Here is a 17,680-nt window from a genome sequence, read left to right on the forward strand (position 1 = left end):
ATAGTATAATTAGGTTTTTGGTAGTCGTCCTGTGACTAAAATAGTTGTTCTAGTATCTTTTGCGTAATGGCATAAGTAGGTGTTACTCCGCTCATTCCAAGACCTCCAGAAGCAAGGGTAGCACCTGTTTCTAGCGGATTATCAGAAGCGTAATACGCATAACGTACTTTCACATTTTCAGAAATATTTCCTCTAATTCTTGAGGCAGATTGAATCGCTTTTTGATAATGCGCTCCTTCCATTTCTAGTCCTATTACATTCCAAGTAGAATCGTGGAAGAATCGCAATAAATCTTTATTTTGTAAGGATGTTCCTAACACAGTGATCATAGCACCATCAAACACCTGAACTCCAAATCCCTCTAAATCTTCTTTTGATAATTCGTTTTTAAATGGATAGTTATCAGCAGTTCCTTCAAAAATATGTGAAGAAGGAATCATAATATCTCCTTTACCACCTTCTAAAATACCAGCTTTTCCCATGATAGAAACAGATTGAACATCTAAATGAATTTTCTCTCCATTTGTTTTATAAGGCTTTAACAATTCATCCATCGTTTCAAAAGCCTGTTCACCAAAGGCATAATCCATCACAATAATTACAGGATCTTTTCCAACAGCATTAACTTTGTTAAAAGAGTTTGTTTCAAAATCAATTTTTTGGGTATCAATTACCTGAACATTGATGTTGGTACCTGATGTATCTTTAATATAGATCAATCCGTTTTCGGAAGCATAATTTTTAACGGCAGATTGCAAAGCACTACTGTTGGCATTACTTAATACTTCAAAAAGCTGGAAACCTTTATACTTTTTAGCTTCTTTCGGAAGCGCATTTTGAGCATAAATGCTATTCATTACACTGTGCATATTTGCACTAATTATATGAATAGGACGCTCTATTAATTCGTTGTCTAACAATACTTTTTTAATATTGTTAGCCCATATTTCACCATAATAATGATGTCCAATTTCTTCAATTAAAACAGAACTGAATTTAATAGAACGTTTTTGGTCGTATAAAGCTTCATTAATAGCGAGTTTACCTAACCAATAAATTAGGTGAAAAAATCTATTCGGGTTTTCTTCTGTGGCAAAGGTGTTGTAAGCGTCGTATACCTCATCATAAGTTCTCCCTAAAATATTACCAAGGTGTACAACAATTACATCTTTTTGTTCATCAGTAAGAGCTTTATTGTGTATAACAATATCTTCTAATTGTAACCATTCACGAATAAAGCTTTCTCCATTATTAATAACTACACGGTCTTTAATTTTGTGAGACTCGATGAATAAAAAAGTTAAGTGAGTAAGAATATCATAAATTTCTGAGCGCCCTCTAGTAATTTCAATATTCATTTGATTTTTATCAATACGATAGCAGTTTCTCCTTCTCTTAGGAGGAACAATAGCCTTGAATTTTGAGTTACGATACCCCTCGTCTGCAGTTAAATATATAAACTGACATTCTTCAATTCCTTCAGGTAAACGTTCAATAACGTATACGAGTCCGTTTAATTCAGTTTTGTTTTCTGCAATAGAACCATAAATTTCTGGACGTAAAGACAATAGTGATTTGCGCAAGGTTTCACCAGAAACTCCCATTGGTTTGTAAAAACCGCGACTAAATAAGTGTCGCATTGAAATGTATAAACGCTCAATAGCATTTGTAGATTCTTGGGCTCTTGTACGTTCTTTTAGGATAGGTTTCGACATATGTTTTTAAAGTACAAATATACAAATTATGTTAAAGAAGCTATTTTTTTAAAATACTGTTGTATTTTTTGGGGGTATTTAGTAAAGTAACAGCATTTTTTATCGTTATATCATTTTTAAATAAATGCTTATACATTCCTTCTTTGTAGGCATAACGCTCAACAATTTCATTTTCAATTTCTTTTGATATAAGATCTTCATTTACCAAAACTTTAGCAATTTTAGCGGCTTTTAATTGTTGGATAATTGCGTTGTATTCGGAAACGATTTTTTTGTTGTTTTCTACTGATTCATATGCTTCTCGGAAAAGTTTTTCTTCTTTAGACACAAAAGCAGTGTCTTTACGAAGTAAATAGTCTTTAAATTGATTAAAGTTTGTAGGCGAAAAAGTATAGTTTTCAACAGATAAATTAGGGTTTTGATAGGTGAAATCAGTCACAAAATTAAATAGTGCTCTTGATTTTAGTAACTCATCTGTTTGTGCTGTTTTTTTAGAAAAGTTACTTGTTATGTCAGGAGTTACACCTCCACCGTCATATACCTTTCGTCCATTTTGAGTTGTGAATTCAGTAGCATCAGAAAACTTAGGAACCTCACCTGTTTTTGGGTCTCTATTGGCATAATCTAATTCTTGAATACAGCGCCCGCTAGGAGTGTAATATTTAGAAATTGTGATTTTCATTTGTGTTCCGTAACTCAAATCAAAGGACCGTTGCACCAGTCCTTTTCCAAAAGAACGCTCACCCATAATTACTGCTCGATCATAATCTTGCAAAGCACCTGAAACAATTTCTGAAGCAGAAGCCGATCGACCGTTAATTAAAATGACAAGAGGAATTTCAGCATCTAAAGGTTCTCTATTTGTTTTATACGTTCTACTGTTTTTTGGAGTTTTTCCACGAGTATCTACGACTTTCAAGCCTTTTGGAATAAATAAATTGGTAATGTTGATAGCATCAAATAAAGAACCTCCAGGATTATATCGTAAGTCAAAGACTAACTTTTTCATTCCTCTTTTTTTAAGATCTCCCAATGCGTTTACAACACTTTCAGTAGCTTTTTGACTGATAAATCGCGTTAAAACGATATATCCTGTTTCGGCATCAATCATATCGTAAAAAGGAACAGGATCTAAAATAACTTTATCAAGTTTTACAGAAACACTTTTTGTTTGCCCGTTTCTTTCTATCTGTAAAGAAAGTTGTTTCCCAGGAACTCCTTTTAGCATTTGTGAAAATTGACTTCTCTCCAAAGTAGCTAATTCTTGTCCGTTTACCGTAGTAATAATATCACCTACTTTTAAGCCAGCTTTATCGGCAGAGAACCCTTTGTAAATTTCAGAAACCACAATTCCTTTTTTAGTGTAAAACGTAGAAATACCAATACCTCCATATTCACCTTCACGACGAATACGTGCATCTTCAACGTCTTGTTCGTTATAAAAATTGGTATAAGGATCTAAGTTTTTAAGGGTATTTTTGATCGCTTTGTCAGTTAAGTCTCCTGGGTTAATTTCATCAATATAATTAATGTTCAACTCTTTAAAAAGGTTGTTGTAGATTTCAATTTGTTTCGCAATCTCAAAAAAACGAGATTGAAAAGAAAAGAAAAGAGAGATGACAATGAGGGAACCAAAAAAAAGGAATTTTCTATTTTTCATCTTGAGTAACTTCTGTAATAAACTGTGTTAATAATTTCTTCATTTTATGCGCGATATCGGCATATTTCCATTCATCTCTTGCAAGATAAGAAATCATAAACACATACGGTTTATCTACAGTCTCATAAATAGTATGCTTTTCTTTGCGGTAGGTTTCACGAAGTAATCGTTTTATGCGATTTCGATCTACCGCTTTTTTAAAATTACGTTTAGGTACAGAAACGCCAACTTGTGCAGGAAATTTAGAGGTATGCTCGGTTTGTATATACACCATTCTTAGTGGAAAAACCTTTATCACTTTTCCCTCCTCATATAATCTTCCTATGAGCTTTTTGCTTTTTAAACGCTCCTCTTTTCCTAAAGTAAATCTCATTAGTACAAACATACGTAAACCTGCACGAATAACCATTTTTTTAAGTATTTTTGAAACAATTCTTTTAAGAAACCACAAAAAACAAATCGCGATTAATTTTACATTTCTCTTATACTATTGGTAAAATTAATTTTAAAATATATTTATGAAATCTGATTTATTTCAAGCACCAGATTATTATCAAGTAAATGATTTATTAACCGATGAGCATAAACTTGTGCGCGATACAGCTCGTGAATGGGTTAAGAAAAAGGTGTCTCCAATTATAGAAGAATACGCACAGCGCGCTGAATTTCCGAAGGAATTAATTAACGGATTGGCAGAAGTGGGAGCTTTCGGATCTTATATTCCTGAAAAGTATGGAGGTGCAGGGTTAGACCAAATTTCTTATGGGTTAATTATGCAAGAGTTAGAGCGAGGTGATAGTGGAATCCGATCTACTGCTTCGGTACAGTCTTCGTTAGTTATGGGACCTATTTATAACTACGGAACTGAGGAACAACGACGAAAATACTTGCCCAAATTAGCTTCTGGCGAATGGATGGGAAGTTTTGGGTTGACTGAACCAAACCATGGTAGTAATCCTGGAGGAATGGAAACCAAGTTTAAAGACATGGGAGACCATTATTTGTTGAATGGATCCAAGATGTGGATTTCAAATGCGCCCATTTGTGAAGTAGCAGTTGTATGGGCAAAAAATGAAGAAGGTCGTATTCATGGTTTGATAGTAGAACGTGGTATGGAAGGTTTTTCTACACCAGAAACCCATAACAAATGGTCGTTAAGAGCCTCCATTACTGGGGAGTTAATTTTCGACAATGTAAAAGTGCCAAAAGAAAATTTATTACCTAATAAATCTGGGTTAGGAGCACCTTTGTTGTGTCTTGATTCTGCACGTTATGGTATTGCTTGGGGGGCTATTGGCGCTGCGATGGATTGTTACGATACGGCATTGCGTTATGCGAAAGAACGTACACAATTTGGAAAACCAATAGGACAGTTTCAGTTACAACAAAAAAAGTTAGCTGAAATGATTACCGAGATTACCAAAGCACAGTTACTAACATGGCGTTTGGGAGTATTGAAAAATGAAGGTCGTGCAACATCTGCTCAAATATCTATGGCGAAGCGAAATAATGTAGACATGGCATTGAAAATAGCACGTGAAGCAAGACAAGTGTTAGGTGCCATGGGTATTTCTGGAGAGTACTCAATTATGAGACATGCAATGAATTTAGAAAGTGTCATAACCTACGAAGGAACACACGACGTTCATTTATTAATCACAGGATTGGATATCACAGGATTAAATGCATTTAAATAAACAAATAATAGCTATGAAAAATAAATACCTAATCATTTTATCATTTTTTTTGTCGGTAACTGTTTTTTCTCAAAAAAAAGAGTTTGTAGATGTAAATATAGATAAGTTAATAGGAGAAACTCAAATGTCTAATTCTTCTGGAGAAATAGAAGTAATATGGTGGATTCCTACAGAGTTTTGGCAAGTAGCCCTTTCAAGAGACAGAGCAATTGCGGACAACGAAAAAGAATTGATGATCAATACTCTTAAAGAATATGTTTTTGTTGTTTTTATAAAAGGTAAAGTAGGTGTTTTCGGAGGAGTAACCTATGTAAACAAGGAGTTAATCGAACAAAACGCCACTGTTTTTTACAACGGAAACAGATTGAAAAAATTAAAGAATGAAGAAATTCCGAGCGACTTACAAAATATGGTTGGTTTCATGAAGCCTATGATGAAAAATATGTTAGGACAAATGGGTGAAAACATGCAGTTTATTGTTTTTAAAAATAATGAAAATAGTGTGATTGACCCCTATAAAGAGGGTAACTTAACCTTTAATTTATTTAAATTTAAGCCAGAAATAGAATTGCCCTTAGGAAGTTTATTGATGGAGAAGAAGTGTGTTGAAGGGAATAAGTTATTTAATGGAAAATGGAACTATTGTCCTTATCACGGAAAAGGATTAGTAAAACAATAACTTTTTAATTGATTTTAATAAAGAAGAAGCACTCAAACGTTAAACCACTAACACATTATTAAAGAGTGCTTCTTCAATCAACTATTAAAACTAAATTTACCTACTCTTCTTTTTTGCCACCATTAACAAGAATTAAAAGAGTAGTTACTAAACCTATACAAACCAAACCGAAAATAATCATCATAATGGTTCCGTTTGTCCAAGATACCATTGGGATGTTCATTAATTGTACCATTTCTTCTTATACTTTATTGTCTCAAAAATACAAGCATAGTTTAAGAAAAAACATGATTTTTATCAGGATTTTTAAAAAGATGAAGAGATTTCTTAAAATAGATTAAGAAGATGTTTTCTCTTTTAATAAGGTGTCCGATCCATCAATACTAGTTTGGTTTCTCTCATTCCAATATTGCTTAATTCCCTCTTCTCCTTTTTCGGTAGCCCAATCATTTAATTGATTTCGTTCTCCTTGATATTCATAAAAAGGAATCGACATGCCACAAGAGGTTTGCACGCTTTGAACAGAAACAATAAATAGTTGACGAGTACCGGGAAGATTAGGAAATAAGTTGATATAATCCTCCCATTTATCATGAGCAGGCAGAATTTCTTCTGCCTTTCCATATAGTCTGAGTATGTTTGGAGCTCCTTCAAAAGCGCAAAACATAATAGTTATTCGGTTGTCGGCTAACAAATGAGCAGAAGTTTCGTTACCGCTTCCGGTAACACTTAACCAAGCTACTGTATTTTCGTTAAGTACTCTAAAGGTGTCCATTCCTTTTGGAGAAAGATTAATTCGTCCTTCTTTAGCAGTAGTAGCAACAAAAAAGAGTTTTTGAGCTTTGATAAACTGTTGAACTCTAGTCGTTATTTTGTCGTAAAACTTTGCCATGATTTTTATTTTTTAGTCAATCCAATCTTTAGTACGTTCAACAGCTTTTTGCCAAGTACGGTATAATTTTTCTCTTTTTTCTTTAGAGAAAGAAGGGGTAAATATTTTGTCTATTTTTCTTTTGTTAATTATGTCGTTTTGTTGCCAAAAACCAACACAGAAACCAGCTAAATATGCTGCTCCCATTACGGTGGTTTCAATCTCTTCAGGACGTTCTACAGCTACATTTAAGATGTCTGCCTGAAATTGCATCAGTAAATTATTGGCACAGGCACCACCATCTACTTTTAAAGAAGAAAGTTGAAGCATGCTGTCTTTTTGCATGACATCTAAAATATCTTTGGTTTGATAAGCTAACGATTGTAAGGTGGCTTTAATTAAGTGATTTTTTCCGGTATCACGAGTCAAACCAAAAACGGCACCTCTAGCGTACATGTCCCAATACGGAGCACCCAAGCCAGCAAAGGCAGGAACTACATAAACAGGGTTTTCTTCGGTAACTTTTTCAGCAAAAAGTTCACTTTCTTCTGCATTATTAATAATTTGTAATCCATCCCGTAACCATTGAATTGCCGAACCAGCAACAAAAACACTTCCTTCGAGAGCATAATACACCTTGTTGTTAATTCCCCAAGCAATCGTAGAAATCAACCCGTTTTCAGAATATTCTAAGTTTTCCCCTGTGTTCATCAACATAAAGCATCCCGTTCCGTAGGTGTTTTTTGCTTCTCCTTTCTTAAAACATGCTTGTCCAAATAAAGCAGATTGTTGATCCCCTGCTATTCCAGCGATTGGAATTTGAACTCCGTCTACTTCGTAGTTTCCAAAATGAAAAGATGAAGGTTTTACTTCAGGTAACATTGAAATTGGAATGTTTAGTTCTTTTACTAAGGTTTCATCCCAACACAAGTTTTTTATATCATATAGCATGGTACGTGAGGCATTGCTATAGTCGGTAGCATGGACTTTTCCATTGGTTAAGTTCCATAAGAGCCAAGAATCAATAGTTCCAAATAACAAATTTCCTTTTTCAGCTTCTTCTTGAGCTCCTTTTATATGGTTTAATATCCAATGAATTTTAGTTGCAGAAAAATAACTGTCAATTACCAGTCCAGTAGTTTTACGCACGTAGTTTTCGAGTCCAGTTTCTTTGAGTAACTCGCAAGTATCAGCAGTTCGTTTGTCTTGCCAAACAATAGCATTGTATATTGGCTCACCTGTATTTTTATTCCAAACAACAGTTGTTTCACGCTGATTAGTGATACCTATTCCTGCTATTTCTGAAGGTGATATTTTAGCCTGCTCAAGAGCCTGTTGTAAGGTTTTTAACTGAGTTTGTAAAATTTCATTAGCGTTGTGTTCCACCCAACCAGGTTGAGGGAATATTTGTTGAAACTCTTGTTGAGTTTTGGCAATAATCTTTTCTTCTTTATTAAGAATAACTGTACGACAGCTAGTGGTTCCTTGGTCTAAAGCAATAATATATTTTTGAGTCATTTAGGCATAAAACGATTGAACGCCTAATTTACAACTTTAGTTAAGCGTACTAAAAAAAACCTTCTAGAATTTCTAGAAGGTTTACACGTTTAAGTTTGGTTAATTAACTTTTAGTGTCTCAGAGCATATCCAGCACCTTTACCGAATTCGGCTAAAACTGAAAGTAAAGTGTTTAAACCTTTGCTCGTCTTGCGTAGTAGTAATTTTCCCATTTTTAAAATAATTTAATTCCCCTTAAATTAATTGTCATTAAAGAATGAACATGTCAAAGATATGCTGATAATCAGATATATAAAACGGGATTTCCGAAGTTAAAAGTGCAATTTTCCGAAAGAGCATAAAAAAAACCTTCTAGAAACTCTAGAAGGTTTATTATTCCCCTTAAATGTCTTTTTTCAATTAATCTTGAAAAGAAGATGTTACAAATGTAAGGAGAGATTAAAGGTTTAAAAAGGGTATTTCCGCAAAAAAAAGTGTGGTTTTCCGCAAGAGGTTAAAAAGGAGTTGTTTTCAAACAAAAAAGCCTTTAGATATCTAAAGGCTTTTTTATATGTTCTCTCTTTCAAGATTCTTCCCAACAATGGTTTTGAATTCCATTGCGAAAGTATTCTTTGTTTCTAATGTGTAAAAAGGGATAACCGTAAAAATAAATGCGTATTTCCGCAAAACGAATTAATCTATAATACCTAATTCTTTTGCTTTTAACACAAGGTCTGTATTGTTATTAGCTTGTAGATCTGTTCTCAGCTTAGATAATTTGCTTTCTATAGATCGTACTTTTATTAATGATCCATCACTTTTTTTAATCAAACCTTCTAAGTTAGAAATCTTAGCATGTTTAGGAAGCTCTTTTAAAATTTGGATGGCAATATCATCCATTTGTATTTCTACTAAAGCTCTTTTTAAAAGTTTTTGATGAATTTCATGGGTGTAATACACCTCACCTTTTAACATTTTTTGAATAGCAAAGGTTAATTCGTCAGTACTACACTTTCCTTTTAAAATGTAAGCAAAAGGGTTTAAGTTGTGTATTACATTAAAAATTCTGTTTGTTTCAGAGTGCCCTGTAATTACACCTACTTTAATAGGTATTTCTTCTTTAAGGATAGACTTTATAAAAGCTTCTCCGCCATCTAAAACAACATTTTTGTTTTGATTGTCAAAACTCAAATCGGTAAAAACAATATGAAATGGATTTTCGCTTAAACTTGATTTTATTTTAGAAAAAGCTTCGTCACATGAATTTGCCGTTTCAATCTCTAAACCATCTATATCTTTCAAATACGAAAGAATTCCTTCAAGAATTAACTGATGGTCATCAACTAAAAGTATTTTTGTTTGTCCAGCCATTTAGGGGTATTTGAATATCGGTTTGGGTTCCTTTACCTACTTCACTATTAATGGTTAACGTTCCGTTTAACTCTTCAATGCGTTCTTGTAGGTTTTGTAAACCAATTCCTTTTTTACTAATGTTGGTATCGAAACCAATACCATCATCAATAATATCCAAATGTACGTATTTTTTATGTACAGAAAAATTGATAATTATCTTACTTGCCTTTGCGTATTTTTTACAGTTTTGTATGCTTTCACGGGCGCTTAGGTACAGCAAACGCTTTATGGAATTATCAACAGTAGCCCAATTATAGTTTTGCAACCCGTTTACCTTTATTTTAAAATCAGGTTCAAAATAATCACTCACTAAATTGATAATTTGATTTTTAAAGGAAACCTTATCAAAACTAACACTACTTAGTTGATGTGATAAATTGCGTACATTTTCTTTAACGGCATCTAGTTTTTGAGCTTCCTCCAATAAATTAGACTTTTCTAACTTACGATGTAGCAAACGTAAGTCTCCCGCTACTTCATCGTGTAAAGATTTAGCAATTTGTTGGCGTTCATGTTCTCTTACTTGTACCTGTTGTAGTTGTGCTTGATACAATAATTTTCTTCTACGTTGAAAATAAAACATAACACTAAAACCAAATAGTAAAAGACCAATTGCTGCAGCTAGCCACCCTATCGTTTTTTGTTGTTTATGGTAAAGTATTTCTGCTTGCTTTTGCTGGTTTTCGGTTTTTAAAATAACATTTTCTTTTTCCTTTTTATCGGTTTCGTATCTAATTTTAGCAAATTGATTTTTTAACCTACGTTCGTTTTGAAATAAACTATCACTAAGAGTTATATACTCGTTTAAATACAGTTTTGATTGATCGCCACCAGTTAAGTCTGAAAGGTTTTTTAAGGCTTCTAACCAACGTTTATTATTATGGGTTTGTTTGGCATATTGTAAAGCTTCGTTAGAATGATATAACGCTTTTTTAGTATGATCTTGATCTTTGTAATAATTAGATAAGTTAATATGAGTTGTACTCATACCACTATAATTATTGAGCTTTTTTCTAATAGATAAAACCTCATTATATTGTTGTAAAATATTCTCTTTTTTGTTTAAAGCATAGTTACTAAAGGCCAAATTTTCTAATAATAGTGCGTATTGAGTTATGTATTTATTTTTTATAGAATCAAAAGCTAAGCCTTTTTTAAAGAATCGAATAGCTTTTTCATGTTGTTTTTGCTTTTGATATAGTAACCCAATATTATTTATTATGTAGATGTGACCAGTATCATTTTTGTTTAACTTGTTGTAAGATAGAGCAATATTGTAATATTTTAAGGCTTCCTTTGGTTGATTTAATTCTTCAGATATTAGACCTAATCCATTGTAAACTCTTTCTGTATAAGTGTTTGAATTTATTGGTTCTAAGTATTGTAAAGCATTAACAAAACTAATTTCACTACCTAAATAATCCTTAGCATCTCGTTGTAGGTAAGCAATACTTAATAGACGTCTCCCAACCGCCAAAGAGTCTTTTATTTTTTTAGAAATATCTTTTGAACGATGGTAATAATAAAAAGCACTATCATTAGTAAATGTAAGTTTATTTTGCAGAGCATTAAAATGAAAATACTTGGCCAATAAAATAGAATCTTTTGTTTTTAGATATAACGAATCAACTTGTGCTGTGATTGTTTTTAATAACGGAAGTTTATTACTAAAATAAGCTTGTCTTCCTTTTTCTATTAATGTATCTCTTATGGAGAAATAATCTTTGTTTTCTTGAGCCAAAAGAAAAGAAGAGTAGAGTAGGAGAATACAAAAGAAACTTTTCATAGTTGTAAAAATAAAACCATTACTTTTCAAAAGTAATGGTTTTATTTTTAAATCGTATACTGAGAAAATATGTTTGCTAAGTAGTTTAATACTTAATCTCCTCCTTGACCACCTCCATCACCTCCGCCAGTTGTTGGTCTATCTGTTCCACCAGTATCGGTAGTTGTTGTTTCATTATCTCCATCAGGGCTTAAACTCATTAGGGTTTCTTTTAAGTACTTGTTTTCCATGTTAAATAGGGTTTTTAATTACAAAATAATACTTGGGGATGGGGGTAATCAAGTGTCTAATGTAATAGGTTTTTAGGAGAAAGGCAAAAATTTAACATTCTGCTTTTAAAAGTAGAATAAATAGTATTACTGTAAAAAAGAAGTTATAAACTCTAAATAAGCAAATTACTTCGTTTTTATTTCAACTTCACTCAAAAAAACACTTAGTCAGGTAATATTATTTTTTCATTTTAGTAAACAAATCCCATAACACCACACCGCAACTTACCGAAATATTTAACGAGTGTTTGGTGCCTAATTGCGGGATTTCAATACAGGTGTCGGAAGCAGAAACAACGGCTTGCTGTACGCCTTTTACTTCGTTACCAAATACTACTGCATATTTTTGGGTAGTTTCAGGAGTAAAAGTATCTAACATGGTACTATTTTCTGCTTGCTCAATACTCAATACTTTTACACTTTCCGCTTGTAGTTTTTCAACTAAATCCACCGTGTTTTCAACATATTCCCATTCTACCGATTCAGTGGCACCTAAAGCGGTTTTATGAATTTCTTTATTAGGAGGCGTAGCAGTGATACCACACAAGTAAATTTTTTCAATTAAAAAAGCATCTGAAGTTCTAAAAACAGACCCTACATTATTCAAACTACGAATATTATCCAATACGACGATGATTGGGGTTTTATTGGTTTGTTTAAACTCTTCAACGGTTTTTCTGCCGAGTTCGCTGTTTTTTAATTTTCTCATTTTTCTTGGGTAACTTTTTGAGGTCATTAGCTAAAAGCTAATGACTAAAAGCTAATGACTAAAGACTTTTTTCTATCTTCGCAAAACTAACCCAAAAAATCCACAAACTTGGCAAAAACAAAGGCAAAAAAGGTAACTCCATTAATGCAACAGTATAACGGAATCAAGGCAAAATATCCGGATGCGATGTTGTTATTTAGAGTAGGCGATTTTTATGAAACCTTTGGAGAAGATGCGGTAAAAGCGTCCAAAGTTTTAGGTATTATTTTAACCAAAAGAGGAAGTGGTAGCGAGAGTGAAACCGCGTTAGCTGGTTTTCCGCACCATTCTTTAAATACGTATTTGCCTAAGTTAGTAAAATCTGGATTACGTGTTGCGATTTGCGATCAGTTAGAAGATCCAAAAATGACTAAAAAGATTGTAAAACGGGGAGTCACAGAATTGGTAACTCCTGGAGTTGCGTTGAACGATGAGGTATTACAATCGAAGTCGAATAACTTTTTAGCAGCCGTTCATTTTGGGAAAAAGCTGTTAGGAGTTTCGTTTTTAGATGTGTCAACTGGAGAATTCCTCATTGCACAAGGAAATGAAGAGTACATCGATAAGCTTTTACAAAACTTTGCGCCAAGTGAAGTTTTGGTAGAAAAAAAATACAAGCAGCGGTTTTTAGAAGCTTTTACCAATCGTTTTCATGCTTTTTATTTGGATGATTGGGTATTTCAAAAAGATTATGGAGATGAATTACTTCGAAATCACTTTAAGGTAAAAACATTAAAAGGATTTGGAGTTGAAGAGTTAGAATACGGAATTGTAGCTGGAGGTGCAGCTATGTACTATTTATCGGAAACACAGCATAACAAAATAGAGCACATACAATCTATCAGCAGAATTGCTGAAGACAATTATGTGTGGATGGATCGCTTTACCGTAAAAAACTTAGAGTTATACGGTGGGAACTCGGTGAACTCGGTTTCGTTATTAGATGTTATCGATAAAACGATTTCTCCGATGGGAGGACGTTTATTAAAGCGTTGGTTAGCGCTTCCGCTAAAAGATTTAGCTCAAATTCAGCAACGACACGAATTAGTGAAGTTTTTAATTGATAACGATGCCTTTTCTGAAACAGTAACGTATCAGTTAAAACAAATTTCCGATATCGAACGATTGATATCAAAAGTTGCTACGGGTAAAGTGTCTCCAAGAGAGGTTATCTTGTTGAAAAATTCGTTGAAAGCGATTCTTCCGATAAAAGAATCCGCAGAAAGCAGCGAAAACGCTGCCGTTAGGTTATTAGGAGAAAAAATTAATACTTGTGATGAATTAATTGATAAAATTACCGAGACTGTTTTAGAAGAAGCCCCTGTAAATATCAATAAAGGAAATGCGATTGCAAATGGAGTTTCAGAAGAGTTGGATGAACTACGAAGTATTTCAAACTCAGGAAAAGAGTATTTAGATACAATGCTTGCTCGTGAAACAGAGCGAACTGGAATTCCGAGTTTAAAAATTGCGTTTAATAATGTTTTCGGATATTATATAGAAGTTAGAAACACGCATAAAGATAAAGTTCCTGAAGACTGGATTCGTAAGCAAACCTTGGTAAACGCAGAGCGTTACATTACCGAAGAATTAAAAGAATACGAAGCTAAAATTTTAGGAGCAGAAGAGAAAATTCAGCAATTAGAAACGGAGATTTTTGCCAAGTTAGTACAGTACATTATTGGGTTCGTACAACCTGTACAGCAAAATGCACAAAATGTAGCTAAGATAGATGTGTTGCAATCTTTTGCAACCTTAGCTACCGAGAATAATTATGTGCGTCCACTAATGGACGATAGTACCGATATTGAAATCAAAAATGGCCGCCACCCGGTTATTGAAAAACAATTACCAATTGGTGAAGAGTACATCGCCAATGATGTTGTGTTGAACCGTAATCAGCAACAAATTATCATGATTACAGGTCCGAATATGTCGGGTAAATCAGCCATTTTACGTCAAACAGCTTTGATTGTATTATTGGCACAAATGGGAAGTTATGTTCCCGCTCAAAATGCCCGAATAGGTATGGTGGATAAGATTTTTACCAGAGTAGGTGCGAGCGATAATATTTCGATGGGGGAGTCGACATTCATGGTTGAAATGAATGAAACTGCATCGATCTTAAATAACATTTCCGACGGTAGTTTGGTGTTGTTAGATGAAATTGGAAGAGGAACGTCTACCTATGATGGAATTTCTATTGCTTGGGCGATTTCGGAGTATTTACACGAACATCCTTCGAAAGCAAAAACCTTGTTTGCAACACACTATCATGAGCTAAACGAAATGACCTCGACGTTTGAGCGTATCAAGAACTTCAATGTATCGGTTAAAGAATTGGATAATAGCATTATTTTCTTACGTAAGTTGGTAAAAGGAGGAAGTGATCATAGCTTTGGAATTCACGTGGCAAAATTAGCAGGAATGCCAAGTATGGTAATTCATAGAGCAAACAAAATTCTAAAAGAGTTAGAAAACTCACATTCACACAAAGAGGTAAAAGAAACCTTGAAAGAAGCACAGCATGAAGATATGCAAATGAGTTTTTTTCAGTTAGACGATCCGTTATTGGAAGATATTCGAGAAGAAATTTTAACCACAAATATTGATACCTTAACCCCAATTGAAGCCTTGATGAAACTGAACGAAATTAAGCGAATGTTAACGAAGAAGTAAAGTTACTTAACATCGTCTTTGGTATGTAATGTTTTATCTTTTCCTAAAGAGATTAATATAAAAATATTTTCATCAATCTTTTTGTAGTAAAAAGGAGTGTTCCAAGAGTCAATTAATAAATCCTGGTATAGAGGATTGTTTCTTGTAATTCCTTGCAACTTGTCAGGGTATGTTCCTAAAGTAGATTTTTCTTGTTCGAGTAGAAGGGAAATTTGTTGTATTTTTTCTGAGTCTTTATTTTTTAAAGAAAAACTACTTGCAAAAAGAACAAGTAAACCTGAAGTTATAACTACAGTTATTAAAAGAGCTATGCCGAGTCTTTGGTAAGGAGAAATCGTTCTTTTTTGTGGAAGACTCTGCTCTTTTTCAAAAGCGCGCTGTTTTCTCCTTTTCTTTCGAAATAACAATTGCTGAATGTCTAAAATAACTTCAGAAATACAACCAATAAGGTCGATCATAAAATACGATTCATTAATTAAAAATAAGTGTTACCAAAGTTACAAAATCAATACTGAATAGTATTATTTTTGATTTTTGTATGATGAATCACGATATTAGTTTTAAACAGATAAACAAACTAGCAATGCCTGCCCTAATTGCTGGAGTGGCAGAACCGTTACTTTCTACTACAGACTTAGCTATTGTAGGTAATATAGAGTACAATGCTACTGAAAGTATTGCTGCTATTGGTATTGTAGGAGCTTTTTTATCGATGTTAATTTGGGTGTTTGGACAAACACGTAGTGGAATTTCTTCTATTGTTTCTCAATATTTAGGAGCTAACAAGCTTGACGAGGTTAAAAACCTGCCTGCACAAGCGATTGTAATCGTTTTGGGAGTAAGTGCGCTTATTTTAGGATTGAGTTATCCTTTTGCAAAAGAAATTTTTGAACTATACAATGCTTCAGGAACCATTTTAGACTATTCGGTTGAGTATTATAAAATTCGTGTTTTCGGATTCCCGTTTACGCTTTTTACCATTGCTGTTTTTGGCACCTTTAGAGGGTTGCAAAACACGTATTATCCGATGGTAATTGCACTCATTGGAACGTTTATTAATATTGTACTAGATGTTGTTTTAGTGTATGGAGTAGAAGGGTTTATTCCTGCTATGCATATTCAAGGAGCAGCCTATGCAAGTGTGGTTGCGCAAGTTACGATGGCAATAATTTCGGGGGTGTTATTAATAAAAAAGACGGATATTTCGTTAAAATTCAGCTTGCCGTTTAATGCAGAAATACCAAAATTTATCATAATGGTGTTAAATTTATTTGTGCGAACCATAGCGTTAAATGTAGCCTTGTATTTTGGAACTTCGTATGCTACAGATTACGGAGATGCCTATATAGCGGCTTATACCATTGGTTTTAATTTATGGCTCACAGGTGCTTTTATGATTGATGGCTATTCTTCTGCAGGTAATATTTTATCAGGTAAATTATTGGGCGCTAAGGCTTATAAAACATTGGTAATTTTAGGAAATAGATTAATTACATACGGATTCCTCTTCGGATTATTATTAGCCGTTGTCGGTTTTGTTTTATATCAATTTATAGGAAAAGTCTTTACTAAAGAACCAGAAGTTTTAGAGCAGTTTTACAATACCTTTTGGATTATTTTAATCATGCAACCTGTATGTTCTATCGCCTTTATTTATGACGGAATGTTCAAAGGAATGGGAGAAATGAAATTTCTACGAAACGTTTTATTGTTAGCAACAGGATTGGTGTTTATACCTACCCTATTGTTTTTTGATTCATTAGATTATAAACTGTACGCTATTTGGATTGCTTTTTTCTTATGGATGATTGCTAGAGGAGCTCCATTAATTGTAAAGTTTAGAAGAAAGTTTTTACCACTTGCTCAAAAAACGTAATTTTGAACAAACAACAAATACATGACGACAACTAGAGAAAACGGAAGTTTATATACGCATATTGAAAATAAGATTGCCACGGTTGCGTTCGGGCATCCAGCAAGTAACTCCTTTCCAAGTGTGTTATTAGAACGTTTAGCAACTGAATTTGATAAGCTTTCAACTAATAAGGAGGTTTCAATAATTGTACTAAAATCAGAGGGAGAACGAGCGTTTTGTGCTGGTGCTTCTTTTGATGAACTGGTAGCGATAGACAATTTAGAAGACGGGAAAGCTTTTTTCTCAGGTTTTGCCAATGTAATTAATGCGATGCGTCGTTGTTCGAAACTAATTATTGGTAGAGTACAAGGAAAAACTGTGGGTGGTGGAGTTGGATTGGCAGCCACTTGTGATTACGTGTTAGCTACAGAACACGCTTCTATTAAACTTTCTGAATTTACAATAGGTATTGGTCCGTTTGTAATTGCGCCTGCTGTAGAGCGAAAAATTAGCGTGAGTGGATTAGCAGAATTAACGTTAGATGCTACCAGTTGGAAAAATGCGTATTGGGCAAAAGAAAAAGGCTTGTATGCACGTGTTTTTGAAACGCAAAGAGAACTGGATAAAGAGGTTGAAATCTTGTCAGAAAAACTCGCTTCGTATAATCCTGAAGCATTGGCTGAAATGAAAAGAGCCTTGTGGATTGGAACGGAACACTGGGAAGAATTGTTAACAGAAAGAGCAGAGACTTCTGGTAAATTAGTGTTGTCTGATTTTACCAAAAAAGCATTAGAAAAATTTAAAAAATAAG

General features: G+C 33.6%; 16 protein-coding genes. 5 read left to right on the forward strand and 11 right to left on the reverse strand.

The features are described 5' to 3' along the window. Positions 1-35: 35 nt before the first annotated feature. From V1T75_RS12280 to rnpA, 3 genes are read right to left on the reverse strand one after another with little or no spacing between them, the layout of a single operon-like run. On the reverse strand, positions 36-1,715 hold the full coding sequence (locus tag V1T75_RS12280; protein WP_330488822.1) for a DUF6909 family protein: 1,680 nt from the start codon (positions 1,713-1,715) through the stop codon (positions 36-38). Positions 1,716-1,755: 40 nt separating this feature from the next. Beyond that, positions 1,756-3,375, reverse strand: a complete 1,620-nt coding sequence (locus V1T75_RS12285; RefSeq protein ID WP_330488823.1) for a S41 family peptidase — start codon at positions 3,373-3,375, stop codon at positions 1,756-1,758. Beyond that, a complete protein-coding gene (gene rnpA, locus V1T75_RS12290; protein WP_330488824.1) occupies positions 3,365-3,784 on the reverse strand; it encodes a ribonuclease P protein component in 420 nt (139 codons plus the stop codon). The genes V1T75_RS12285 and rnpA overlap by 11 nt, the downstream gene beginning before the upstream one ends. A 109-nt stretch (positions 3,785-3,893) precedes the next feature. On the opposite strand from rnpA, the gene V1T75_RS12295 reads away from it, so the two are divergent. Continuing rightward, positions 3,894-5,072, forward strand: coding sequence for an acyl-CoA dehydrogenase family protein (locus V1T75_RS12295; RefSeq protein ID WP_330488825.1), 1,179 nt, complete (start codon positions 3,894-3,896; stop codon positions 5,070-5,072). A 13-nt stretch (positions 5,073-5,085) separates the two neighbouring features. Further along, complete coding sequence (locus V1T75_RS12300) at positions 5,086-5,751, forward strand: hypothetical protein (RefSeq protein WP_330488826.1); 666 nt, start codon at positions 5,086-5,088, stop codon at positions 5,749-5,751. Positions 5,752-5,851: 100 nt separating this feature from the next. On the opposite strand, the gene V1T75_RS12305 is transcribed toward V1T75_RS12300, so the two are convergent. The 7 genes from V1T75_RS12305 to V1T75_RS12335 form a co-directional block, all read right to left on the reverse strand. Beyond that, positions 5,852-5,986, reverse strand: a complete 135-nt coding sequence (locus V1T75_RS12305) for a hypothetical protein (RefSeq protein WP_330488827.1) — start codon at positions 5,984-5,986, stop codon at positions 5,852-5,854. 102 nt (positions 5,987-6,088) lie between these two features. Then, positions 6,089-6,643: a pyridoxamine 5'-phosphate oxidase family protein gene (locus V1T75_RS12310; RefSeq protein ID WP_330488828.1), complete on the reverse strand. Its 555-nt coding sequence runs from the start codon at positions 6,641-6,643 to the stop codon at positions 6,089-6,091. Between the two features lie 12 nt (positions 6,644-6,655). Then, positions 6,656-8,140 carry a glycerol kinase GlpK gene (gene glpK, locus V1T75_RS12315; protein ID WP_330488829.1) on the reverse strand — a complete coding sequence of 495 codons (1,485 nt, stop codon included), beginning with the start codon at positions 8,138-8,140 and terminating at the stop codon, positions 6,656-6,658. 672 nt (positions 8,141-8,812) lie between these two features. Further along, positions 8,813-9,490, reverse strand: a complete 678-nt coding sequence (locus V1T75_RS12320) for a response regulator (protein ID WP_330488830.1) — start codon at positions 9,488-9,490, stop codon at positions 8,813-8,815. Next, positions 9,459-11,318, reverse strand: coding sequence for a tetratricopeptide repeat-containing sensor histidine kinase (locus tag V1T75_RS12325; protein WP_330488831.1), 1,860 nt, complete (start codon positions 11,316-11,318; stop codon positions 9,459-9,461). The genes V1T75_RS12320 and V1T75_RS12325 overlap by 32 nt, the downstream gene beginning before the upstream one ends. 92 nt (positions 11,319-11,410) lie before the next feature. Next, positions 11,411-11,548, reverse strand: coding sequence for a hypothetical protein (locus tag V1T75_RS12330; RefSeq protein ID WP_320240940.1), 138 nt, complete (start codon positions 11,546-11,548; stop codon positions 11,411-11,413). 217 nt (positions 11,549-11,765) lie between these two features. Continuing rightward, a complete protein-coding gene (locus V1T75_RS12335) occupies positions 11,766-12,296 on the reverse strand; it encodes an RNA methyltransferase (RefSeq protein WP_330488832.1) in 531 nt (176 codons plus the stop codon). Between the two features lie 108 nt (positions 12,297-12,404). Between V1T75_RS12335 and mutS the strand changes: the two genes are divergently transcribed. Next, positions 12,405-15,014 (forward strand): DNA mismatch repair protein MutS, encoded by a 2,610-nt coding sequence (gene mutS, locus V1T75_RS12340; protein ID WP_330488833.1) that lies wholly within the window; start codon positions 12,405-12,407, stop codon positions 15,012-15,014. A gap of 2 nt (positions 15,015-15,016) precedes the next feature. On the opposite strand, the gene V1T75_RS12345 is transcribed toward mutS, so the two are convergent. Then, entirely contained in the window at positions 15,017-15,472 is a 456-nt protein-coding gene (locus V1T75_RS12345) for a hypothetical protein (protein ID WP_330488834.1), read from the reverse strand. Between the two features lie 83 nt (positions 15,473-15,555). On the opposite strand from V1T75_RS12345, the gene V1T75_RS12350 reads away from it, so the two are divergent. Next, positions 15,556-16,890, forward strand: a complete 1,335-nt coding sequence (locus V1T75_RS12350; protein WP_330488835.1) for an MATE family efflux transporter — start codon at positions 15,556-15,558, stop codon at positions 16,888-16,890. 21 nt (positions 16,891-16,911) lie between these two features. Continuing rightward, complete coding sequence (locus tag V1T75_RS12355) at positions 16,912-17,679, forward strand: enoyl-CoA hydratase/isomerase family protein (protein ID WP_330488836.1); 768 nt, start codon at positions 16,912-16,914, stop codon at positions 17,677-17,679. The last annotated feature ends 1 nt before the right edge of the window (position 17,680 follow it).

The organism is Tenacibaculum sp. FZY0031, from assembly GCF_036350695.1.
Lineage (GTDB): Bacteria > Bacteroidota > Bacteroidia > Flavobacteriales > Flavobacteriaceae > Polaribacter.

Bases quoted from the DNA above. Each gene is read 5' to 3' on its own strand.
- V1T75_RS12280 (WP_330488822.1), bottom strand. From the start codon at position 1,715: ATGTCGAAACCTATCCTAAAAGAACGTACAAGAGCCCAAGAATCTACA.
- V1T75_RS12285 (WP_330488823.1), bottom strand. From the start codon at position 3,375: ATGAAAAATAGAAAATTCCTTTTTTTTGGTTCCCTCATTGTCATCTCT.
- rnpA (WP_330488824.1), bottom strand. From the start codon at position 3,784: ATGGTTATTCGTGCAGGTTTACGTATGTTTGTACTAATGAGATTTACT.
- V1T75_RS12295 (WP_330488825.1), top strand. From the start codon at position 3,894: ATGAAATCTGATTTATTTCAAGCACCAGATTATTATCAAGTAAATGAT.
- V1T75_RS12300 (WP_330488826.1), top strand. From the start codon at position 5,086: ATGAAAAATAAATACCTAATCATTTTATCATTTTTTTTGTCGGTAACT.
- V1T75_RS12305 (WP_330488827.1), bottom strand. From the start codon at position 5,986: ATGGTACAATTAATGAACATCCCAATGGTATCTTGGACAAACGGAACC.
- V1T75_RS12310 (WP_330488828.1), bottom strand. From the start codon at position 6,643: ATGGCAAAGTTTTACGACAAAATAACGACTAGAGTTCAACAGTTTATC.
- glpK (WP_330488829.1), bottom strand. From the start codon at position 8,140: ATGACTCAAAAATATATTATTGCTTTAGACCAAGGAACCACTAGCTGT.
- V1T75_RS12320 (WP_330488830.1), bottom strand. From the start codon at position 9,490: ATGGCTGGACAAACAAAAATACTTTTAGTTGATGACCATCAGTTAATT.
- V1T75_RS12325 (WP_330488831.1), bottom strand. From the start codon at position 11,318: ATGAAAAGTTTCTTTTGTATTCTCCTACTCTACTCTTCTTTTCTTTTG.
- V1T75_RS12330 (WP_320240940.1), bottom strand. From the start codon at position 11,548: ATGGAAAACAAGTACTTAAAAGAAACCCTAATGAGTTTAAGCCCTGAT.
- V1T75_RS12335 (WP_330488832.1), bottom strand. From the start codon at position 12,296: ATGAGAAAATTAAAAAACAGCGAACTCGGCAGAAAAACCGTTGAAGAG.
- V1T75_RS12345 (WP_330488834.1), bottom strand. From the start codon at position 15,472: ATGATCGACCTTATTGGTTGTATTTCTGAAGTTATTTTAGACATTCAG.
- V1T75_RS12350 (WP_330488835.1), top strand. From the start codon at position 15,556: ATGAATCACGATATTAGTTTTAAACAGATAAACAAACTAGCAATGCCT.
- V1T75_RS12355 (WP_330488836.1), top strand. From the start codon at position 16,912: ATGACGACAACTAGAGAAAACGGAAGTTTATATACGCATATTGAAAAT.